Genomic DNA, 19,406 nt, shown 5'->3' on the forward strand with positions numbered 1-19,406 from the left:
TGTGAGTTCCCAGGGAATCTCCCAGACGCCAGCGTTGAACCGAGGGGAATGCTAGCCCTGCAGCTGCCGCGCCCGCAGCGCCCGACCGGTCGCGGTATCTTCTACGGCCAGCTGGCTTGGGGTGGCATCGGCGATGATCTGCCCGCCGTCCGCACCGGCGCCAGGGCCCATCTCAATGATGCGGTCCGCGCTCGCCAGAACGTTGAGATCGTGTTCGATGACGATCACGGTATGCCCGGAATTGACAAGCTTGTGCAGCTCCGCATTGAGCAAGGCAACATCGGCCGGGTGCAGGCCGGTGGTGGGCTCATCCAGCATGTAGACCGTGTGCCCGCGCCGCGAGTTGCGGGAGCGTTGCAGCTCCGTGGCGAGCTTGATGCGCTGCGCCTCACCGCCGGAAAGCTCCGGCGCGCCTTGTCCCAAGCGGAGGTAGCCCAGGCCCACGGCCTGCAGCGTGGCGATGGCGCGGTGGATCTTTAGTTCCTCGGCAAAGAATTCGGCGGCCTCATCCACGGTAAGCTCCAGCACCTCTGCGATGCTGCGCCCATGCCAGGTCACCTCGAGGGTCTCATCGTTGAATCGGGCACCGCCGCATTGCGGGCAGGTGGTATAGGAACCCGGCAAAAAGACCAGCTCTACCTCGATTTTTCCGGCGCCACCACAGGTGGGGCACTGGCCCTGCTTCACGTTGTAAGAAAAGCGCGAGACCGTCCACTTGCGCTCCTTGGCCTCCGGGGTGGAGGCAAAGAGCTTGCGTACGTTATCGAAAAGACCGGTATAGGTGGCCAGCGTGGAACGCGGGGTGCGGCCAATGGGCTTTTGGGAAATCTGCACCAGACGGGAGACCTTATCCAGGCCCTCTACCCCGGCAAGCGAGAACTCGTGGCCGCCCTCGTCCGCATCGTCTTTATCCTCATCGGCCACGGCGGTGGCAGATTCCTTGAGGGTTTCTGCCAGCACGGTGCTTACCAGCGTCGACTTACCGGAGCCCGAAACCCCGGCCACAGCGGTAAATTGCCCCAAGCCAAAGTCCACATCGAGCCCGTCTATACTGCGCGCGGAAATGCCGCGGAGGCGGAGGTGGTCGGAGGGGGTACGGGGGGCATCGGCAAGCGCGAGCTCACGCTGCGCCAAGGCGCGGGCGGTGGGGGTATCGGCGTCGTAGTCCTCGACCGGCCCGGAATAAACCACCTTGCCGCCGCCCTCACCGGCGTAGGGGCCAACGTCCACGAGCCAATCCGCCTGGGCCACCAGATCCATATCGTGTTCTACCAGCAGCACCGAATTGCCTGCGTCAATAAACCGGCGGCACATCTCCAGCACCGCCCCGCGCTCATCGGGATGCAGGCCGGCGGACGGCTCATCGAGCACATAGGCCACGCCAAAGAGGCCGGAACGCAGTTGGGCGGCGAGCCGGATGCGCTGCAATTCACCCGCCGAGAGGCTCTGGGTGGGCCGGTCTAGGCTCAGGTGCGCCAGCCCCAGCTCCTGGGCGGAGGTCAGCGCCGGCAGCACCTGCTTGAGCAGCAGATCCTCAGCGGAGTTTTCCTCCGGTTCCTGCGCGCTGAGTACCTCATAGACCCGGTCCAGTGGCAGGGCACCCAGCTTGTCGATGCTCATTCCCGCATACGTCACCTTGAGCGCCCGCGGGTTCAACCGTCGGCCGTGGCAGGTATCGCACTCGCGGGATTCCATGAAGGACAACGTGCGCTTGCGCAGCGATTCCGATTGGGTCTCCTGCAGCGTCTTGGTGAGGTAGCTGGCCACCGAGCGCCACGTGCCCTCATAATTGCGCTGGATCTGGTCCGCACCACGCAGCGGTTTTACGGTGACCACGGGGCGTTCTTCGGTAAATAGGATCCAGTCGCGATCTTCCTGCGGCAGGTCTTGCCAGGGCGAATCCAGGTCATAGCCTAAGTTCATGAGGATATCGTGGAAATTCTTCCCGGCCCACGCACCGGGCCAGGCCTTAATGGCGCCTTCCTCAATGGACAAGGTGGGATCGGGCACCATCGATTGCTCGGTGGGCTCGTGCACCACGCCCGCGCCCTGGCACTGCGGGCACATGCCCTCTGGGGTATTTGGGGAAAAGGCATCCGAGTAGAGGCCCTCAGGATTATCCCCGGCGCGCGAGTACAACAGGCGCACGCTATTAGATAGCGCGGAGACCGTGCCCACCGTGGAGCGCGCCCCGCCACCAGAGGTGGATTGCTGCAGCGCCACCGTGGGCGGCAGCCCCTCCACCTGGCTTACCTGCGGGTCCACCGCGGAGCTAATGAGCCGGCGCGCAAACGGCGCCACCGATTCCAGGTAGCGGCGCTGCCCTTCCCCGTGGATGGTGCCAAAGGCCAGGGAGGACTTTCCGGAACCGGAGACTCCCGTCACCGCGACGAGTTGGCCGCGCGGCATATCCACATCGACATTGCGCAGGTTGTATAAGTGGGCATCGCGAACCTTGATTGTCATGTCCGCGATCTTACCCGCGCACCAGCTTCCTAAGGCAACGCCTCAGCCCGACACCCCCGCACCCCTCCACACGCCACTTCGCCTACCGATCTGTCTACCAATCTGCCTAGCCAAGAATTAATTTCACACCTGCTCGGGGCGTTCCGGCTGGCGAGCGCGCCCTGCCAGCGCCAAGCCACTGCCAGTGAATATTTTCCCACCACGCTTATTGCTAGACTTCATTGTCTATTATGGCAATTCCACTTGGTCTATCAGCTAAAAGGTAGGGTTCCGCGTTGACCGATAACACTTCATCCATCGCGCTCATAGGACTAGGCCCCCGCGGGATTTCCGTCCTGGAGCGCCTCGTGGCACAACTCAATACTGTGTCTAACCCACCAGAAAAGCTGACGCTGCACCTTATCGATGATGCGCAGCACGGCGGCGGCAAAATTTGGGATATCAACCAGCCCAAGTACCTGTGCATGAATACCTTCGCGCACGGCATGACGCTGTTTTCTGAGCCCGGATCCACGGTGGAGGCCCCGGTGGTAGAAGGCCCCACCATCTACGAGTGGATCCGCCTGACGCTTGGCGATGCCACTGTTCCCGCCGGCGCTCGCAATTACGTCGCCGCCCACCCGCTCGATCCGCAGGTGCTTGAGGAGTTTGGCCGGGCAGAGCTGGAGAAATTGCGCCCCGAATCCTATTTGCCGCGTGCGCTCTACGGCCACTACATCCTGTGGGTTTTCCACTCGGTCTTGCAGGATGTACCAGAGTGGGTAGAGGTCAAGCAACACCACGCCCGCGTGGTGGATATTGCTTCCCGCGATGGCGCGGATATTTTGCACCTTAACAACGACACCACCGTTGAAGCAGGCTCCACCTTGGCGGTTACGGGCTGGCAGAACCAGGGCTATACCGAAAACGAACGGTGGATTCTCAGGACCTTGGAAGAAAACCCCAACCTGCGTTGGATCCGCGCCGATAACCCCATTGACCAGGGAGTTGACTCCATTAAGGACAATGAGAAGGTCCTCGTGCGCGGGCTTGGCATGGGCTTTTTCGATATCCTCATCTTGGCCACCGTGAGCCGCGGCGGTAAGTTCGTCGAAGATTCCTCCAAGCCTTGGGGGATGCGCTATGCGGCCACCGGCACCGAGCCCACTTTTGCGGCCGCCTCCCGGCGCGGCTATCCCTTCCTGCCACAATCCGATGAAGGATCGCTGCCACCTGCAGCGGAAATCCCGCGCCTGAAAAAGGTCGTAGCCGAGCTGTCCCACCGCACAGGCCCGCGCTCCATCAACTACGACACTGAGGTGTGGCCTGCAGTCGCCCGCGATGCCTACCAGGCCTATATCGATACCCTCGCCCGCGTCGAGCCGGAGAGCCTGCGCGCCACCCGCGAGGAAATCATCGCCGCCCTCGATGCCACCCCGGTAGATGCAGGCGTGGCCTATAACGGCCTGGCCCAGCTCGATGAGGTCATTGCGCGCCATACCACCAAGGATTTCAGCCTGCTGCGCTGGATGCACCTGCTTACAGAGGATTTTTCCAGCCAGCAGGAGCTCACCGAGCACATCGTGCAGAGCCTGTGCGAGGACCTGGCAGAGGCCCAAAAAGGCCCGGATAGTCCGGTGCGCGCCGCCCTGTGGTCGGTCGGTTTCTCCCGCAAACCCACCCAGGTCCTCGGCGCCGAGGGTCGCTATACCTTGGAGTCGCGCCACCACATGTTTGATAAGGCCATTACCTTGGGCCAAACCACGTGCTCCGGCCCGCCGCCCTTCCGCACGCAGCAATTGCTGGCGCTTGTTGATGCCGGCATCGTCAGCTTCGTCGGCGGCAACCCCGTCTTGGGTACGAATGCCGATGCCGGCGAATGGACCATGAGCTCCAGCGCATCCGGCGGCAAGCGCATCCCGGGCACGACGCTTCTCGATGCCTGGGTGCACAAGCCCGATATCCGCCGCACCCCGCACGATTCCTTCATGCACTCCCTCGTGGAATCCGGGCGCGTGCGCGCCTTTACGGAAACCGCCAGCGATGGCATCGAGGTACCCACCGGCTCGCCCGCCGAGGACCCCGATACCCGCCAGGTCCACAACGCCGACGGCACCGTGGATGAGCGCCTGCACCTCGTGGGAATCCCCGCCCACGCCGAGTACCCGGATACCACCCTGGCCCCGCCGATTCCCGGCACCGATTCGTGGTTTATCCAGGAAGCCGATAAGGCCGCCGTGCACGCGGCCCAGGTAGCGCTCGGGGCCGCCGGATAACCGGCATCCGGGCAGCTAACAGCCCGGGCGGGCAAAGCCAAGAAGCGGGGCAGCCAGCCTGCCCCGCTTTAGCCGTTTTCTAGCAGCCCGAGTAACCTCTCGCGCAGCTCATTCTTCCGCTCCACCACAGCGGAGTCATCGCTGCCGCTGCGCGGGCGCGGCAACCCCACCTCGATGTCCTCGATGATGGTGGCTTCTGGCCCTGGCGACATCACCAAGATGCGGTCCGAGAGCAATACCGCCTCATCCACGTCGTGGGTGACCATGACCACCGTGCGGCGGTTTTCTTCCCACACGCTTAGCAATAGCGACTGCAGCTGACGGCGGGTGAGCGCATCCAGTGCGCCGAAGGGCTCATCGAGCAATAAAATATCCGAGCCGATGGCAAAGGCGCGCGCCAACCCGACGCGCTGCTGCATGCCACCGGATAGCCGCGACGGGCGCCTATCTGCAGCATGGCCCAGGCTAACCTCGTCAAGGAAGTCCTGCGCAATCTGGGTTCGCTCTGCCTTGGATAGCTCGGGGCGGGCTGAACGCAGCCCGAATTCGATATTCCCGCGCGCCGTCATCCACGGCAGGAGCGCGTGATTTTGAAATACCACGCCGCGGTCTGGACCTGGGCCGGTCACGGCCTCGCCTCGCGCGCGCACCTCACCGGTAGAGGGACATGCCAGGCCCGCGATCATATTCAGCATGGTGGACTTGCCGGAACCCGAGGGCCCCAGCAGGGATACGAACTCGCCTTCCCCAATGGAAACTGAGGTATCCCCAATGATCTTGGTTGGGCCGTAGCTTTTGGTAATACCAGCAAATTCGATATGGGCATTAGTCATAGCGCACCACTTTCTGCAGGGAAGCAACGAGGTAATCCAGGGCCAATCCGATGACACCGATAAGTACGATGACCACGACGATGGCGTCAATATCGAGGCGGTTCCACATATTCCAGACAAAGAAACCGACGCCTTGGCCGCCGACGAGCATTTCCGCGGCAACGATGACCAACCAGGCGGTCGATAGTGATTGCCGCATGCCGGTGATAATCCCTGGAAGCGCAGCCGGCCCGACGATATAGAGGAGCTGCTGCATCCGGTTCGTCCCGAGTGTGGCCGCCAAGTTCTTATACGTGGGGTGAATCCCGCGGACGGCCTCGATGGTATTGAGCAGCGTCGGCCATAAAGCGGAGAGGATGATGACGAAGACGGCGGTATTCTCGGCATCGCGAAGCAGCGCCAATCCTAGTGGCAGCCATGCCAGCGGGGAGACGGGGCGCAGGATCTGGACAAAGGGATCCGTCGCGCGGCGGAAGGTAGCAGAAGACCCCAGCCAAAAGCCCAGCGGAATGGCTATCACCATGGCGATGGCAAAGCCAATGAGCACGCGGCGCAGGGAGGCCACCATATGCCAAAAGATACCCACCGAGGCCGGCCCATCCCGGTAGAAGGGATCCGAAAGGATTTCTACGGCCCTATCCCAGGTGCGCGCGGGGGTGGGGGCGATATCGGAAAGCCAGCCAGCAGCCACGACCGCCTGCCATATGGCGATGAAGGCAATAAAAAGCGCAATACCCAGGCCCATCGCCTTCCACGGGCTCTCCCGCCGTTTCTTCCGGCCGGCGGTTCGGCCTCGGTGGGGCGCTGCGGTGTGGGTGCCAGTGGAGTGCGCTGTGCTGGTGCTAGCGCTCTGATTTTTCAGTGTGGTCATAAGCGTGGAAATCCTTAACGCTGGTATCCGGCGGTGGGGTGCAGGGGATCGAAGGTATGGCCGTTGATCTCCACTGGGTCAGTTGCGAGATCTGCCTCGCGCGGCAAGACGGAATTCGTGACGTCTATGAGCGCTTGATCATCCATCGGCATTGCCTTTCCGCCTAGATCCCAGCGGGCCATTTGGGCTGCCATCCACGTAATTGCGGTGGCGGAGGTGCGGCCGCCGAACTTAATCATCTGTGGATCCACCATGTCCTTGCCGTCCCAGGTGGTGTAATTTCCGGCCAAGGCGCGCGAAATCAGCTCTTCCTTCTGGTTCAGGTACTTCTCCTTGGCCAGCATGGAGGCCGATTCGTGGACGTGGTGCGGGCTATCGACGTACTGGGCGCCTTCGTGCAACGCCGCGACCACGCGGTCGCGCACGCCCCGGTCCACTTCCTTCGCCACGGCCACCGAGCAGCACGGATGGTTATCCCACATCTGGCGGGTAGGCACAAAGGCCCGGCCCGAGCCGGTAGTCAGGGCGCGCTGGTTGAAGGGCTCTGGGCCAATGAAACCGTCGATGGTACCGACTGAAAGTTGCGCCACCATATCGGCTGGGCGCAACAGGCGCAGCTCCACATCGGAAACCGGGTCAACCCCGCCGGCCACGAGGTAATCGCGCAGCAAGAGGGCATGCACGGAGTATTCAAAAGGAATTCCCAGCACCATGCCCTTCAGATCCGCGGGCCGCGACACGGTATCCAAGTGGGAAGTGGACAAGGTCAGTGCCTGCCCATTGGTGTTTTGCGTAAAGGCCAACTCGGTAGGCCGGGAGGCATTGGTGGCACCGGCATCGATGGCTAGCGGCATGGGCGAGAGCATGTGCGCTACGTCTAAGGCGCCGGTGGCATAGGCGGTCCAGAGATCCGCCCATCCCGCGAATTTGCGCAGCTCAACGTTGAGTCCCTGCTTTGTAAAGGCGCCCAGGCCGTCGGCCGCGACCAATGGTGACGCGCACGCGATGGGCACGAATCCGATGGTGAGGGATTCCCCGCCCTGCCCGGATTTCCCGGACTGAGCGTTGTCCTCCTGTCGCGCCGAGGAGCATGCAGATAGCACCTGCGAGCCGAGTGCTACCCCGCCCATTGCCATCGCGCTGCGCAGTATCTGCCGTCGCGACAGGTTCCGGTTATGCACCATACGTTCTTTCTTAACTAGACCAAGTGGTTTGTTCAGAATGAACCTAGGCTAGGTGTACCAAGGTGTCAATTTCTAAATTCACAGGTCAGCAAATGCGGTGCACACATTTATATTCACTCTAGACCTGCCTTTCTCCACAAAATAGACCCCTTGTTCTAGATTTATATGTGCCTTCGCGTTACGATGGCGCCATCAGTTAATAAACATCTGATACAAGGAGCAATTTAATGTCTGATCTCACCCCGAACCACAAAGAAGGCGACGCTCTCGAGCCCATCGACGGCGAGAAGCTCAACGACCTAGCACAGAAGAACATCGACAACCCTGAGGGTGCTAAGAAGCACGTCCGCACCCACACCGAGGCTGACGGTTTCTTCCGCAATAACACCACCGTGCGCGACCACACCATCAAGGTGGGCGAGCCTTTGCCGCTGCTTGGCGATGACTCCGCACCCAACCCCACCGAGGTCGCCCAGGCTGGTCTTGGCGCCTGCATTAACGTTGGTATCCAGGCCATCGCCCAGCACCGCGGCGTTACCCTGACCAAGCTGGAGCTCGACATCGTTGGCGACATCGACCTCTCCCCAACCTGGGGCGTTGGTGACTTGGGCGAGGACAAGCGCCCGGGCGTTTCTGACGTCAACGTTAAGGTCAACATCGACGGCGACGCCGACAAGGAGACCCTACAGAAGATCGTGGACGACGCCATCAAGTGGTCCCCGGTTGTTAATACCTACACCCGCCCGGCCAACCTCACCCACGAGTTGGTCTAAGGTTTAGATAGATAAAAGCGCCTGGCAAGTGCCAGGCGCTTTTCTTATGCTTTAGGCGCAACTACAGGAATTGCCACGATTCCCGCAGGCGCTCGAACCACCAGTCGCGGCGGTTGGCCGGGGCGGCCAAGGCGGACAGGCGGTCCGGTTCAGGGGCGAGGATCTCGGCGCGCAGGTGCCCGTCGTGTAGCTGACGCGGCGCGGTGACGTCTTCCTCGAAAAGGCTTCCCGTGGCCAGGCCCGCCGCAGCCGGGGTGACGTCGATGTCCTCGTCATCATAGATTTGCGGCAACGCCGCCACCGCCGCCAAACCCATATTGATGCCAATGGAAGTATCCAGTGCCGATGCTACCGTAATATCCATGTGCCGTTCGCGCAGGTGCTGTGCCACCTTGAGGACGCGGCGCACCCCGCCTAGCGGAGCGGGTTTAACCACCGCTACATCTGCCGCCTGCAGATCCGCCACGCGGTACGGATCCTCAACCTTGCGAATGGATTCATCTGCGGCCACGCGCACAAAAAGCCCGTTGCGCATGAGCTGCCTGCGCACCTCCACGAGTTCCTCCGCGCTGGCGCAGGGTTGCTCCATATAGTCCAGCGGCATGAGTGCCTGGGCGGCCTCTACCGCCTCGGCTACGCTCCAGCCGCCATTGGCATCCACGCGCAGCACCGGGATAACGCCCCGGGCACTCACGTGTTCGCGGACGGCATGGACGCGCGCGATGTCATCGGCAAGCGTCTGGCCCTTCTCCGCCACCTTGATCTTGAACGTCCGGCAGCCTGGATAGCGATCCACGATCGCGGGTACCTCGCTGGCGGGAACGGCGGGAATGGTGGCGTTGACCTCTACCCACTCTCGGACCGGCTCCGGAAATCCCTCGTAAGCGGCCTCCAGCCCGGCGCGCAGCCACGCGGCCGATTCCGCGGGCCCGTATTCCAGGAACGGCGCAAATTCACCCCAACCGGCAGGCCCATCAATGAGCAACGCCTCCCGCGTGGTGATGCCGCGAAACTTCACGGCCAGCGGGAGGGAGACTACGTGGGCGCGGTCGACAACGTCATCGATGTTCATAGGCTCATGGTAGCTGGCACGCCGCTCGCGCTGCGGACCACAACCCATTGACCCCAGCCCCCGGCCCCGGCTACGTTGGTTCCTACCTACCATGAAGGAGGAACCATGTTACTGGCAGAGGCATTAGCAGAGCGCGCGCAGGCGCAGGACCGGCTCAATGAGCTGCGCGAGCGCCTGCTTTCCGTCGTGCGCGTGCAGGAGGGCGATACCCCGGATGAGGATCCGGCCGAGCTTTTGCGCGAGTTGGAGGGCATTACCGGGCGCATCGATAAGCTCGTGCAGGCCATCAATGCCACGAACGTGGCCACCGATTTTGATGGCGAGAAGAACCTGATGCAGGCACTTGCGCTTCGCGATGGCCTCGTGCGCACCCGCCGCATCTACCACGACCTCGCCCAGGCCGCGGGCGCGCGGCAGGATCGCTACTCCCGCGCGGAGATTAAGTTCGTGGCCACGCTGCCGGTAGCAGAGCTGCGCAAGCGGGTTGATGACCTGTCCAAGCAGTACCGGGAGCTTGATACCCGCATCCAGCAGTTGAACTGGAATACGGAACTAATAACTCCATAGCGAAGCTTTAGTCATGCCACGCCGCGCGCGTGGCGGTAGCCTTTATGCACTTGCAGCGAGTATGCCCCCCGCCTTCGAGGGGAAATTCGAGGATATCTAGGCACCCTTTGGCGTTAAAGGGTTGAGGAAGTTCGAGTCTTCCCACCGTATTGATGACCGCGCCGGCATAGGGTACACGGGTACATTGCGGGATAACCCCTCGCAGTTATTGAGTATCGATTATTACCAGCATACTGGGCAGTGCGTAGAGGTGAGGGTTGGGAATGGGGACTAAACTTTGTCGCGCCCACTATGCTGGGCGCTATGAGCGAGCAAAAGAAAAACAGCACCGAAAATCCGTTCCGCGAGGAATTGTGGCGCCCGGTTGAGGGCTTTGGGGATCTCACGGACGTCACCTATCACCGGCTGGCGGCGGACGGTCGGAAGAATGGCATCGTGCGCATCGCCATCGACAGGCCGGGGGTGCGCAATGCCTTCCGGCCGCACACCGTGGATGAGCTGTATCGCACCTTGGATCACGCCCGCCGCACCCCGGACGTGGGCACGATCTTGCTCACCGGCAATGGGCCTTCGCAAAAGGATGGCGGCTGGGCGTTTTGTTCCGGCGGCGACCAGCGCATTCGCGGCCGTTCCGGATACCGTTACGCCACCGAGCACGCCCACGATGATGCGACGGCGGATGAATCCAGCGTCGATGAGGCCCGCGCCAAGGTCGAAGGCGGTCGCCTGCACATCCTGGAGGTCCAGCGCCTCATCCGCACCATGCCCAAGGTGGTTATCGCCGTGGTCAATGGATGGGCCGCCGGCGGTGGGCACTCGCTGCACGTGGTCTGCGACATGACCGTGGCCTCCCGCCAGGAGGCGCGCTTTAAGCAGACGGATGCGGACGTCGGATCCTTCGATGCGGGCTATGGCTCGGCCTACCTGGCCAAGATGGTGGGCCAGAAATTTGCCCGCGAGATCTTCTTTTTGGGCCGCACCTACGATGCCCAGCGCATGTATGAGATGGGCGCGGTCAATGAGGTGGCAGACCACGGCGAGCTCGAGGACGCCGCCATCCGCATGGGCCAGGAAATCAATATGAAGTCCCCCACTGCCCAGCGCATGCTGAAATTCGCGTTCAATCTCACCGATGATGGCCTGATGGGCCAGCAGGTCTTCGCCGGCGAGGCCACCCGCCTGGCCTATATGACCGACGAGGCCGTCGAGGGCAAGCAGTCCTTCCTGGACAAGCGCGAGCCTAACTGGGACGAGTTCCCTTACTACTACTAAGGAGTACCCCGCACCGTGCTCATCGCATTTTGTATCCTGCTCGCGGTCCTCGCCGTCGCGGGCGTTCTCGGCTCCCGCGTGTGGATGCTGCGCCGCATTAAAGAGGCCGAGGCCAATAACGAGCGGCCCTTTGATCAGGAGGACACGTACCGCTGATTCCTGCATCGACTCACCCCGGCCGCAACCGGGGTTTGTCCCGCTGTGGCCTTAAGATCTAGTACCGTGACTATCCTCGCCCCCTTGCCCGTCGACCCGCACGATCCCGCGGCCATCCTGCCGGACCTCGAATCCGCCATTGCCGGTAGGTCCTGCTTTTTGCCGCTGCCGCTTGCCGATGCCACCCGCGCCACCCTCCTGCGCAATTCCCAACGCGCCGGTGAACCCATCGCCGAGGACATCGCGCTCGTGGTCTCCACCTCCGGGTCCACCGGCACCCCAAAGGGTGCGCAATTAACGCCGGCCAACCTGGTGGCCAGCGCCGATGCCACCCACCAGGTCCTCGGCGGCCCTGGGCAATGGCTCTTGGCGATGCCCGCCCACCATATCGCCGGCATCCAAGTCCTCGTCCGATCCCTTGTGGCCGGGGTGGATCCGCTCTGCCTCGATCTCAGCGCGGGCTTTAATATCTCTGCCTTCGCCCGCGCCGCCGCGGAGCTTTCCCGCACTGGCGACCGCACCTACACTGCGCTGACCCCGCTGCAGCTGGCCAAGGCCATGGATGTGGCGGAGGGCATCGATGCGCTCCAGAGTTTCGATGCCATCTTGGTGGGCGGTGCCGCCATCCACCCGCGCCTGCACGCCGCGGCCACGGACCGGGGCATTCATATCACCACCACCTACGGTTCCTCCGAGACCGCCGGCGGCTGCGTCTACGATGGCCGCCCCCTGCCCGGTACGACGGCCCGCGTCCAGGACGGCCGCATTTTACTGGGCGGGCCCACCATCGCGCGGGGCTACCGCAATGCCCCGAGCCACGAGGCGTTTCCCGGAAACGGGTGGTTTGCCACTTCCGATGCCGGCGTCATCAAAGACGGCATCCTCACCGTCACCGGGCGCCTCGATAATGTCATCGACTCCGGCGGGCTGAAGCTGCACCCAGAGGTCTTGGAACGCGAGATCCTTCGGGTGCCCGGTGTTGCCGAGGCGTGCGTCGTCGGCATCCCGCACCCGCGGCTGGGCCAGGCCATCGTGGCCGCCTATACCGGTGATGCCGAGCTTGGCGATATCTTCGAGGCCCTCGAAGACGCCGAGCTCCCCCGCTGGCAGCTACCTAAAGACTTAAAGCACCTTGCGGAATTTCCCACCATCGGCCCCGGCAAGGTCGACCGCCAGGCCGTCGCCACCCTCTTTAACGCCTAAGCCCACCGCGGGCCCCAGCCTCGGCTTCCTGATTGCTGCACGCCCACTACGCAGTGGCACAATGGTGGCTATGACTTCATCAGCCGGTAATTATTCCGCTACCGCACAGGATTGGATCAATGGCGCCCGCCCGCATACGTGGGCCAATGCCTTCGCACCCGTAATCGCAGGTACGGGCGCGGCCTTCGGCATTAATAGCGGGCATATCGGCCGCGCGCTGCTCGCACTCATCGTGGCGTGGACGCTAATCATCGGCGTGAACTATGCCAACGACTATTCCGATGGCATCCGCGGCACCGATGCTGACCGCACCGGCCCGCAACGGCTGACCGGCAGCGGCCTCGCGCAGCCTAGCCACGTGAAATACGCCGCCTTTGGCTGCTTCGCCGTCGCTGGCTTGGCCGGAATCATCCTGTCCCTGGCCGCTGGTGCCTGGTGGCTCATCCTCATCGGTGCGCTGTGCATCGCCGGCGCGTGGTTTTATACCGGCGGCAAGAACCCCTACGGTTACCGCGGCCTGGGCGAGGTCGCCGTCTTCGTCTTCTTTGGCCTCGTCGCCGTGCTCGGCACCGAATTTACCCAAGCCGGCCACATTTCCTGGACGGGCCTAGCCCTGGCCATCGGCATCGGCGCCATGAGCTCCGGGGTGAACCTGGTCAATAATATCCGCGATATCCCCTCCGATGCCGAGGCCGGCAAGATCACCCTCGCGGTGCGGCTGGGCAATAAGAACGCCCGCCTGCTCTTTACCGGCCTGCTGCTTTTGCCCTTCATGCTCACCATCGCGGTTGCCTTCGGCAGCTGGCTCGCGCTCGCCGGTCTGGTCTACTTCCCGTTTGCACTCCGCGCGGTGCGCACCGTCAATCGCGGCGCCACTGGGCCCCAGCTCATCCCCGTGCTGGGGCTGACCGGGCGCGCCATGCTCATCTGGGCAGTGATCGAAGCCATCGCCGTCGCCCTGGTCTAGTCCGCGCCTAGGCCTCCGCGCGGCCTTCCAATTCGGCCTGCACCCACCGCTTGTGCGCCTTGCGCTGCGCGGAGTATTCCGCCAGCGTCTGCGTGGCCTCGATGCGCCAGTTTTTAAAGATCAGCATCGATAGCGGCAGGGCGACAAAGAGCGCCAGGAGCGCTGCCATGAGGATAGGGATGGGGAAACCAATCGCTACCGCCAGCAGCTCGATGACCGCGGTGAGCGCGATAAAAAGCACCACGCGCGCGAGCCCGTATTTCCATAGCGCCTTGCGGGAGCGACGGCGCAGTTCGGGGTCCGGTTTCGGTGGCTCAGGGTTGTGCGTCATGGGGGTCGATTGTACGCCGTACAGGTAGAATAATCTGCATGGGTCGACTAATCCTCCTACTGCTTTTTGTCCTCGCCGCCTACCTGGTGTGGAAGGCCTTTGGGCCATCATCCTGGAAGTCCCGCCAGGTTGAAGAACAACCGCGTTCCATCAAGGGCCCCGATGATGACGAGGAATTCCTGTGGAACCTGGAAAAGGAGCGCTTCAAGCAGCGCCGCAGGCAGGAGGCCGAGGAAGAAAAACGCCGCCAGCGCCGCACTCGCGACGCCGACGGCAACAATGGTTCAAAGGGCCCGAACGACAACCAGGATTAATCCTTTGGCACGAAACGCATCTCAAGTCCCAGCGCTTCTGCCACGGCGGTAACCTTTTCCCACCGCACGCCTGCCCCACCGTGTTCGATGGTGTGGAGGGTGGAGCGGGAGATGTGGGCGGCATCGGCAAGCTGCTGCTGGACGATGCCCAACTCACGCCGCCGCTGCGCAATCTGCGCGCCCAAGCCCAGGATGAGCTCGTTATCGCCGGCGGGCTTACCCTGCTTATTGCGCGGGCTATGGTTCGTGGCCATTTAGTTCAGCCCCGCATAGGAGTGCAGGCCGGAGACCACCATATTGATGAAGAAGAGGTTGAATACCATCGCCGCCATGGCCAAAACGTTGATCCACGGCGCCGCCTTGCGGAAGGCCGGGGTCGCCCGCGCGTGCAGGTAGGCCGCATAGAGAATCCAGGTGGCAAAGGACATGGTTTCCTTCGGATCCCAGCCCCAAAAGCGACCCCACGCGGATTCGGCCCAGATGGCGCCCAAGATGATGCCCAGGCCCAAGGTGGGCAGGGTGATAACGGCCAAGCGGTACGCCAAGCGGTCAATCTTGGCCGCGGATGGCAGCGGATAAGCCAGAGCACCAAAGATGCCACGCTCCGCGTTTTTTGGCTGCCATTGGCGCAACAGGGTCAATAGCGAGATGATGCCGGAAATGATGCCGATGGACGCGCCCAAGGACACCACCGTGACGTGAATGGGCAGCCAGTGCGATTGCAGGGCCGGCACCACAGGTGCGGACTCCGCATATAGCTTGGTGGAGCCGTAAAACATCAGCGCCAGCACAGGGGTAAGGATCCACGGCCAGACCGTGCGCCATTCCTTGCGCTGCATGGCGATATTGCCCACCAAGAGCACGCCGAAGGACACCATCAACACGTACTCGTAAAGGTTGCCAAACGGGAAACGGCCCGTGGCCAGCCCGCGCAGCACGATGGCCGCGGCGTGCAGGGCAATGCCAACCCACATCAGTGAGCTGGTCATGCCGCCGAGCTTATCCAGCTTGCGTTCCTTCTCCGCGACTTCTTCCTCGCTCAAGGTTGCGGCCGCAGACGCCGCCTCAGCCTCGTAGTCGGTGCCTACATCCGTTGCGCCCGTGCCGGTTGCAGCGTCAGCACCGGTATCGCCGCCGCCAGCCCCGGCGGCGGGAGCAGCCGCGGCAGCCTCGGCCCCGGCGCCGACCAATACCTTGGACGCCTCCGAGCGGTTGACGCGACGCGCCTCGATGAGGCTACGTATGCGGCCGTAGTACAACAGCGACATAAGAAGCGCGACGCAGTACACCACGAATGCGGTCTGCACCGCGAGATCCGAGAAGTTCGACAGATTCTGATCGATCTGCAAGGGAGTCCACCTAGCCTTCACACGTGCGGGATGATGCTGATTACCTTACTCATGCAAGCAGCGGGATCCAACTATAGTTGGATCAATCATCAGTATAGAGTTTGTCTTCTTCCACCTCATCTGGATCCGGAAGCTCCAAGAGCGCGCGGTGCAGCTCGTGGAATTCCTCGGACCAGCCGGCGCGGTCGGTGCGGGCGAGACCACCCATCTCGATGGCGGTACCGCCAGCGGAATCCGGCCGCAGGCGAATATAGACGCGGCGGCGCTTAATCATCAACGAGGCCACGAGGGATACCAGCATGACAAGTGCTGACACCAGCACCCACTTCTGGAATGGGTCATAGGAGACCTGATAATTGGCAAACTCATTGGCACCGTTAAAGGTGATCTTGGTGCCGTCATCAAGCGTGACGTCATCGCCCTGGCTCAGGTTCACGCGGTCGATCTTCTGCAGCTGCCCGGAGTGCACGAGGCTTGAATCCAGCGAAAAGAGCGACTGCGGGGTACCTGTATCGAGGCCGGCATCGCCGCGGTAAATATCGACCGCCAGCGCCGGATCATTCAGGCCCGGGTGGGAGGACTGCAAAAGCTTGCCGTTTTCACCGCTCCACTCGGCCGTCGGGGCGAAGAGGCCTTGGATGGCCAGCTGGTTTTGGCGGCGCTCGAAAAGATCCGGGTACATGCCCGCCGGCGGGTCAAAGCGCAGCACGCCCGAAGACAGGAAGAAGGTCGTGTCAGTGGGCTGGAATTGGATGGTCTGCGTGCGCTTTTCACCATCCGGCCACTCCACCGTCACCGTCGGCGCATAGCCATGCCCCTGCAGGTAGACGCGGTTTTGCGCCAGCCGCAGCGGGTGGTTGACCTTGAGCTCATAGTCCTTCCATTCGGAAGAATCCTTATAAATATCGTCGCCCTCTGCGTAAGAAACGTTGGAAGTAAACATCTCCGCCTGGCCATTGGGCAGGTACTTCGCGGTAAAGTCGTGCGCGGTCATGCAGAAGGGGTGGAGCCCGGTGCCATCGAAAAGCGGTCCTGCCCGGAAGGAGTCAAAGTTCGAGGTGGAAGTATTACAAAACTCCGTGGACTGCTCCAGCGAAGTATTGCCGCCCTGCGAACCGGACTCTGTAACCACGATGACCTGGCCCTCGTAGTTGACCAGGCGGCCGGCGGCCACGGTGACCAGGATCGCCACCAACGCGACGTGGAAAATGAGGTTGGCCAGCTCGCGGCCGTAGCCGCGCTCGGCGGAAAAGGCGTGCACCCCGGCGCGGTCCTCATCCGGGGTGTATTCGGCCACGCGCCACTTTTTCAGGCGCTTGTGGATCTCCGCGCTGAGTTCTTCCTCGCTCTTTCCCGAATGCCCCTCGGCGCTGAGCGGTAGGCGGTGCAGGTACTTCGGCGCGCGCGTGGGCTGCGTGCGCCACGCCTTGTAGTGATCGATGGAGCGCGGAATGATGCAGCCAATGAGCGAGACCGTCAACAGCAGAAAGATGGCTTGGAACCAGATGGAGGAAAAGACATCAAAAAGCTGCAGCTTATCGTAGATTTCCGCCACGGTGCCATTGGATTCGATGAACTCCTGCACGTTCTGCTCGTTCAGATCGCGCTGCGGCAAGAGGGAGCCGGGGATGGCGGCGAGCGCCAGCAGGAAAAGCAGGGCCAGCGCGGTGCGCATGCTGGTAAGCCAGCGCCAGGCTTTGCGGATATATTTCACGTTTCTCCTAAATGAGGGTTGCGCCGTAGTCCACGGTCCATTTCTGGATATAGGAAATAAACTCGCCCCACAGGCCGGTAATCAGGGCAAAGCCTACGAGGATCATCGCCACGCCGCCGATAATCTGAATGGTGCGCGAGTGCTTGCGGGCCCACGAGATGGTGCGCATCGCCCGCGCGGACCCCAGCGCCACCAGCAGAAACGGCAGGCCAAGGCCCAGACAATAACCCACGATGAGCAAGGCGCCGCGGGCTGCGGTCACGCCTTCGGTGCCGGCGGAAATGGACACAATCGCCGCCAGCGTGGGTCCCAGGCACGGCGTCCAGCCCAGCGCGAAAACGCCGCCCAAAAGCGGCGCGCCCAGCCACGTGGTCCAGCGCTTCGGCGCCAGGCGGGTGTCTTTCTGCAGCGCCGGAATCGCACCCAGGAAAACCACGCCCATCAAGATGGTGACGCCGCCGCCCACGCGCATCAGCGTATCGGCGTTGAGCGTGAGCGCAGAAATTGCGCCAAAGACCGAGACCGTCGCCAGCACAAAGACCACGGTAAAGCCCAAGATGAACAGCGCTGCCGCCAGCACGACGGCCCATTGCCTGCGCTTGCCGACGCCCACCCCCAGCTTCTCGTCATAGCTCACCTCACCGCCAACCACGCTGGCGAGGTAGGAGATATAGCCGGGCACCAGCGGGATGACGCAGGGGCTGGCAAAGCTGACAAGACCCGCCAGAGCCGCGGCGAGGATGCCGAGGATCAACGGGCCGGAGGTGGCAGCCTCGGCAAACGAACCGCCGATATTTGCTGCGTAATCCATTTATTCCTTTTCTAACTTATCCACAACATCCATCACGTCATCGGTAGTGATGGACCGCAAGAAAACGGTAGCCGGACGGTGTTGCTTATCCAAGACGATCGTGGTCGGCACCACGGACGTAGGCACGCCGCCGAGCGCCGCGGCCGTCTTAAACGGCGGGTCATAGATGGAGGGGTACTCCAGGCCGTTATCGTCCAAGAAGTCATTGGATACCTGCGGGTTATAGTCGCGCACATTAATGCCTAAGACCGTGCCCAGGTCGCGTTTTTGCAGCTCGGCGTGCACCGCCTGCAGGTCATCGGCCTCGGCGCGGCACGGCGCGCACCACTGGCCCCAGGAATTTAAGACCACGACTTCGCCCTCGTAATCGTCCAAGGAAATGGTCTTATCCGTATCGCGGACGTCCGCGCCGCTAAAGCTGCGCAGCGGTTTCCTATCGGCTTCCTCGTAGTGGATTTCCCGCTCCCCGCCCGGGGAGATGAATTCGAATTCGCCGCCGGTGGCCACCGCGTTCTGCGCGTTCTCGGCGTCCTGCGTGCAGGCGGTCAAGGTCAGGGCGGTTATAGAAAGCGCGGCTGCCACAACGCGCGTTGCCGCACGGGTGCGTGTACGTGCCATTAAATCTCCTGCGCCGGCGAGGAGTAGAAGATATCGGTGACCTGGTTATCCTCAAAAAGCAGCGAGGTTACCGAGGCCAACGCGCACTCGCGGTTCCACGGCGCATGCGGCAGGCGCTGGCCCAGCACCGTGCGCTGCACCATCACGATGGGCAGCTGGTGACTCACCAGCACGGCTTCATGCCCCTCCGCCGCGGTATGCGCGCGGTCGACCGCACCGAGCATGCGCTCGGCGATGCCCTCATACGCCTCACCCCACGACGGCTCCAGCGGGTTGACCATCTTCGGCCAGTGCCGCGGGTTCCACAGCGCCGAGCGCAAACCCTTGGTGCGCAGGCCCTCGAATTGGTTACCGGACTCGATGAGCGTCTTATCGACGTCCACATTTAGCCCCGTCAACTGCGCAATCGGCCGCGCCGTTTCCTGCGCGCGCTGCAGCGGCGAGGCCGCCAAATAGGTCACATCATGATCGCGGAAGCTTTCCGCCGTCCGCGCGGCCATGGAATGCCCGCGCGAGGATAGGTGGTAGCCCGGGATGCGCCCGTACAGAATCTTGCCCGGGTTGTGTACCTCGCCATGGCGCACGAGGTGAACGATGGTGCGTGTCATGTCTCTCCTTGTTGAGCAGGCCTAATTGTGCAGACCTAGTTG

20 protein-coding genes are annotated in these 19,406 nt (G+C 62.6%); 8 read left to right on the forward strand and 12 right to left on the reverse strand.

What is annotated here, in order from left to right:
* Window positions 1–51: 51 nt before the first annotated feature.
* A complete protein-coding gene (locus ABRP84_RS08505) occupies window positions 52–2,466 on the reverse strand; it encodes an excinuclease ABC subunit UvrA (RefSeq protein WP_349853337.1) in 2,415 nt (804 codons plus the stop codon).
* A gap of 275 nt (window positions 2,467–2,741) precedes the next feature.
* On the opposite strand from ABRP84_RS08505, the gene ABRP84_RS08510 reads away from it, so the two are divergent.
* On the forward strand, window positions 2,742–4,721 hold the full coding sequence (locus tag ABRP84_RS08510) for an FAD/NAD(P)-binding protein (protein ID WP_349853338.1): 1,980 nt from the start codon (window positions 2,742–2,744) through the stop codon (window positions 4,719–4,721).
* Between the two features lie 68 nt (window positions 4,722–4,789).
* Here ABRP84_RS08510 and ABRP84_RS08515 read toward each other — a convergent pair whose 3' ends face one another.
* Genes ABRP84_RS08515 through ABRP84_RS08525 form a run of 3 tightly spaced genes read right to left on the reverse strand, consistent with a single transcriptional unit; the run spans window position 4,790 to window position 7,609 of the window.
* Window positions 4,790–5,554, reverse strand: a complete 765-nt coding sequence (locus tag ABRP84_RS08515) for an ABC transporter ATP-binding protein (protein WP_349853339.1) — start codon at window positions 5,552–5,554, stop codon at window positions 4,790–4,792.
* Window positions 5,547–6,425 (reverse strand): ABC transporter permease, encoded by an 879-nt coding sequence (locus ABRP84_RS08520; RefSeq protein WP_349853340.1) that lies wholly within the window; start codon window positions 6,423–6,425, stop codon window positions 5,547–5,549. The genes ABRP84_RS08515 and ABRP84_RS08520 overlap by 8 nt, the downstream gene beginning before the upstream one ends.
* A 14-nt stretch (window positions 6,426–6,439) precedes the next feature.
* Window positions 6,440–7,609, reverse strand: a complete 1,170-nt coding sequence (locus tag ABRP84_RS08525; RefSeq protein ID WP_349853341.1) for an ABC transporter substrate-binding protein — start codon at window positions 7,607–7,609, stop codon at window positions 6,440–6,442.
* A gap of 227 nt (window positions 7,610–7,836) precedes the next feature.
* Here ABRP84_RS08525 and ABRP84_RS08530 point away from each other — a divergent pair, with 227 nt between their 5' ends.
* Entirely contained in the window at window positions 7,837–8,382 is a 546-nt protein-coding gene (locus ABRP84_RS08530; RefSeq protein ID WP_349853342.1) for an OsmC family protein, read from the forward strand.
* 61 nt (window positions 8,383–8,443) lie between these two features.
* On the opposite strand, the gene ABRP84_RS08535 is transcribed toward ABRP84_RS08530, so the two are convergent.
* Window positions 8,444–9,454 carry an o-succinylbenzoate synthase gene (locus tag ABRP84_RS08535; RefSeq protein WP_349853343.1) on the reverse strand — a complete coding sequence of 337 codons (1,011 nt, stop codon included), beginning with the start codon at window positions 9,452–9,454 and terminating at the stop codon, window positions 8,444–8,446.
* 105 nt (window positions 9,455–9,559) lie between these two features.
* On the opposite strand from ABRP84_RS08535, the gene ABRP84_RS08540 reads away from it, so the two are divergent.
* From ABRP84_RS08540 to ABRP84_RS08560, 5 genes are all read left to right on the forward strand, one after another.
* A complete protein-coding gene (locus tag ABRP84_RS08540) occupies window positions 9,560–10,021 on the forward strand; it encodes a DIP1984 family protein (protein WP_126318209.1) in 462 nt (153 codons plus the stop codon).
* A 303-nt stretch (window positions 10,022–10,324) separates the two neighbouring features.
* The gene (locus ABRP84_RS08545) at window positions 10,325–11,293 is read left to right on the forward strand and encodes a 1,4-dihydroxy-2-naphthoyl-CoA synthase (protein WP_349853344.1); all 969 of its coding nucleotides are present in this window, start codon (window positions 10,325–10,327) and stop codon (window positions 11,291–11,293) included.
* 15 nt (window positions 11,294–11,308) lie between these two features.
* Window positions 11,309–11,449 carry a hypothetical protein gene (locus ABRP84_RS08550; protein ID WP_023028231.1) on the forward strand — a complete coding sequence of 47 codons (141 nt, stop codon included), beginning with the start codon at window positions 11,309–11,311 and terminating at the stop codon, window positions 11,447–11,449.
* A 66-nt stretch (window positions 11,450–11,515) separates the two neighbouring features.
* Window positions 11,516–12,652, forward strand: a complete 1,137-nt coding sequence (gene menE, locus ABRP84_RS08555) for an o-succinylbenzoate--CoA ligase (RefSeq protein WP_349853346.1) — start codon at window positions 11,516–11,518, stop codon at window positions 12,650–12,652.
* A gap of 61 nt (window positions 12,653–12,713) precedes the next feature.
* Complete coding sequence (locus tag ABRP84_RS08560; RefSeq protein ID WP_349853348.1) at window positions 12,714–13,619, forward strand: 1,4-dihydroxy-2-naphthoate polyprenyltransferase; 906 nt, start codon at window positions 12,714–12,716, stop codon at window positions 13,617–13,619.
* Window positions 13,620–13,626: 7 nt separating this feature from the next.
* On the opposite strand, the gene ABRP84_RS08565 is transcribed toward ABRP84_RS08560, so the two are convergent.
* On the reverse strand, window positions 13,627–13,950 hold the full coding sequence (locus ABRP84_RS08565; RefSeq protein WP_298693946.1) for a DUF4229 domain-containing protein: 324 nt from the start codon (window positions 13,948–13,950) through the stop codon (window positions 13,627–13,629).
* A 38-nt stretch (window positions 13,951–13,988) separates the two neighbouring features.
* Here ABRP84_RS08565 and ABRP84_RS08570 point away from each other — a divergent pair, with 38 nt between their 5' ends.
* Window positions 13,989–14,264 (forward strand): hypothetical protein, encoded by a 276-nt coding sequence (locus tag ABRP84_RS08570; protein ID WP_349853350.1) that lies wholly within the window; start codon window positions 13,989–13,991, stop codon window positions 14,262–14,264.
* Here the strand turns inward: ABRP84_RS08570 and ABRP84_RS08575 are convergent.
* The 6 genes from ABRP84_RS08575 to ABRP84_RS08600 all read right to left on the reverse strand — a co-directional run bounded on the left by ABRP84_RS08575 (window position 14,261) and on the right by ABRP84_RS08600 (window position 19,364).
* Complete coding sequence (locus tag ABRP84_RS08575) at window positions 14,261–14,518, reverse strand: helix-turn-helix domain-containing protein (protein ID WP_239268805.1); 258 nt, start codon at window positions 14,516–14,518, stop codon at window positions 14,261–14,263. The genes ABRP84_RS08570 and ABRP84_RS08575 overlap by 4 nt on opposite strands.
* On the reverse strand, window positions 14,519–15,613 hold the full coding sequence (gene ccsB, locus ABRP84_RS08580) for a c-type cytochrome biogenesis protein CcsB (RefSeq protein ID WP_298693952.1): 1,095 nt from the start codon (window positions 15,611–15,613) through the stop codon (window positions 14,519–14,521).
* Window positions 15,614–15,695: 82 nt separating this feature from the next.
* A complete protein-coding gene (locus ABRP84_RS08585; protein WP_349853352.1) occupies window positions 15,696–17,327 on the reverse strand; it encodes a cytochrome c biogenesis protein ResB in 1,632 nt (543 codons plus the stop codon).
* Between the two features lie 7 nt (window positions 17,328–17,334).
* Window positions 17,335–18,138, reverse strand: a complete 804-nt coding sequence (locus ABRP84_RS08590; RefSeq protein WP_349853353.1) for a cytochrome c biogenesis CcdA family protein — start codon at window positions 18,136–18,138, stop codon at window positions 17,335–17,337.
* Window positions 18,139–18,756 (reverse strand): TlpA disulfide reductase family protein, encoded by a 618-nt coding sequence (locus ABRP84_RS08595; RefSeq protein ID WP_005276751.1) that lies wholly within the window; start codon window positions 18,754–18,756, stop codon window positions 18,139–18,141.
* The gene (locus tag ABRP84_RS08600) at window positions 18,756–19,364 is read right to left on the reverse strand and encodes a histidine phosphatase family protein (protein WP_349853355.1); all 609 of its coding nucleotides are present in this window, start codon (window positions 19,362–19,364) and stop codon (window positions 18,756–18,758) included. The genes ABRP84_RS08595 and ABRP84_RS08600 overlap by 1 nt, the downstream gene beginning before the upstream one ends.
* Between the last annotated feature and the right edge of the window lie 42 nt (window positions 19,365–19,406).

It is taken from the genome of Corynebacterium sp. KPL2861 (genome assembly GCF_040225475.1).
Taxonomy (GTDB): domain Bacteria; phylum Actinomycetota; class Actinomycetes; order Mycobacteriales; family Mycobacteriaceae; genus Corynebacterium.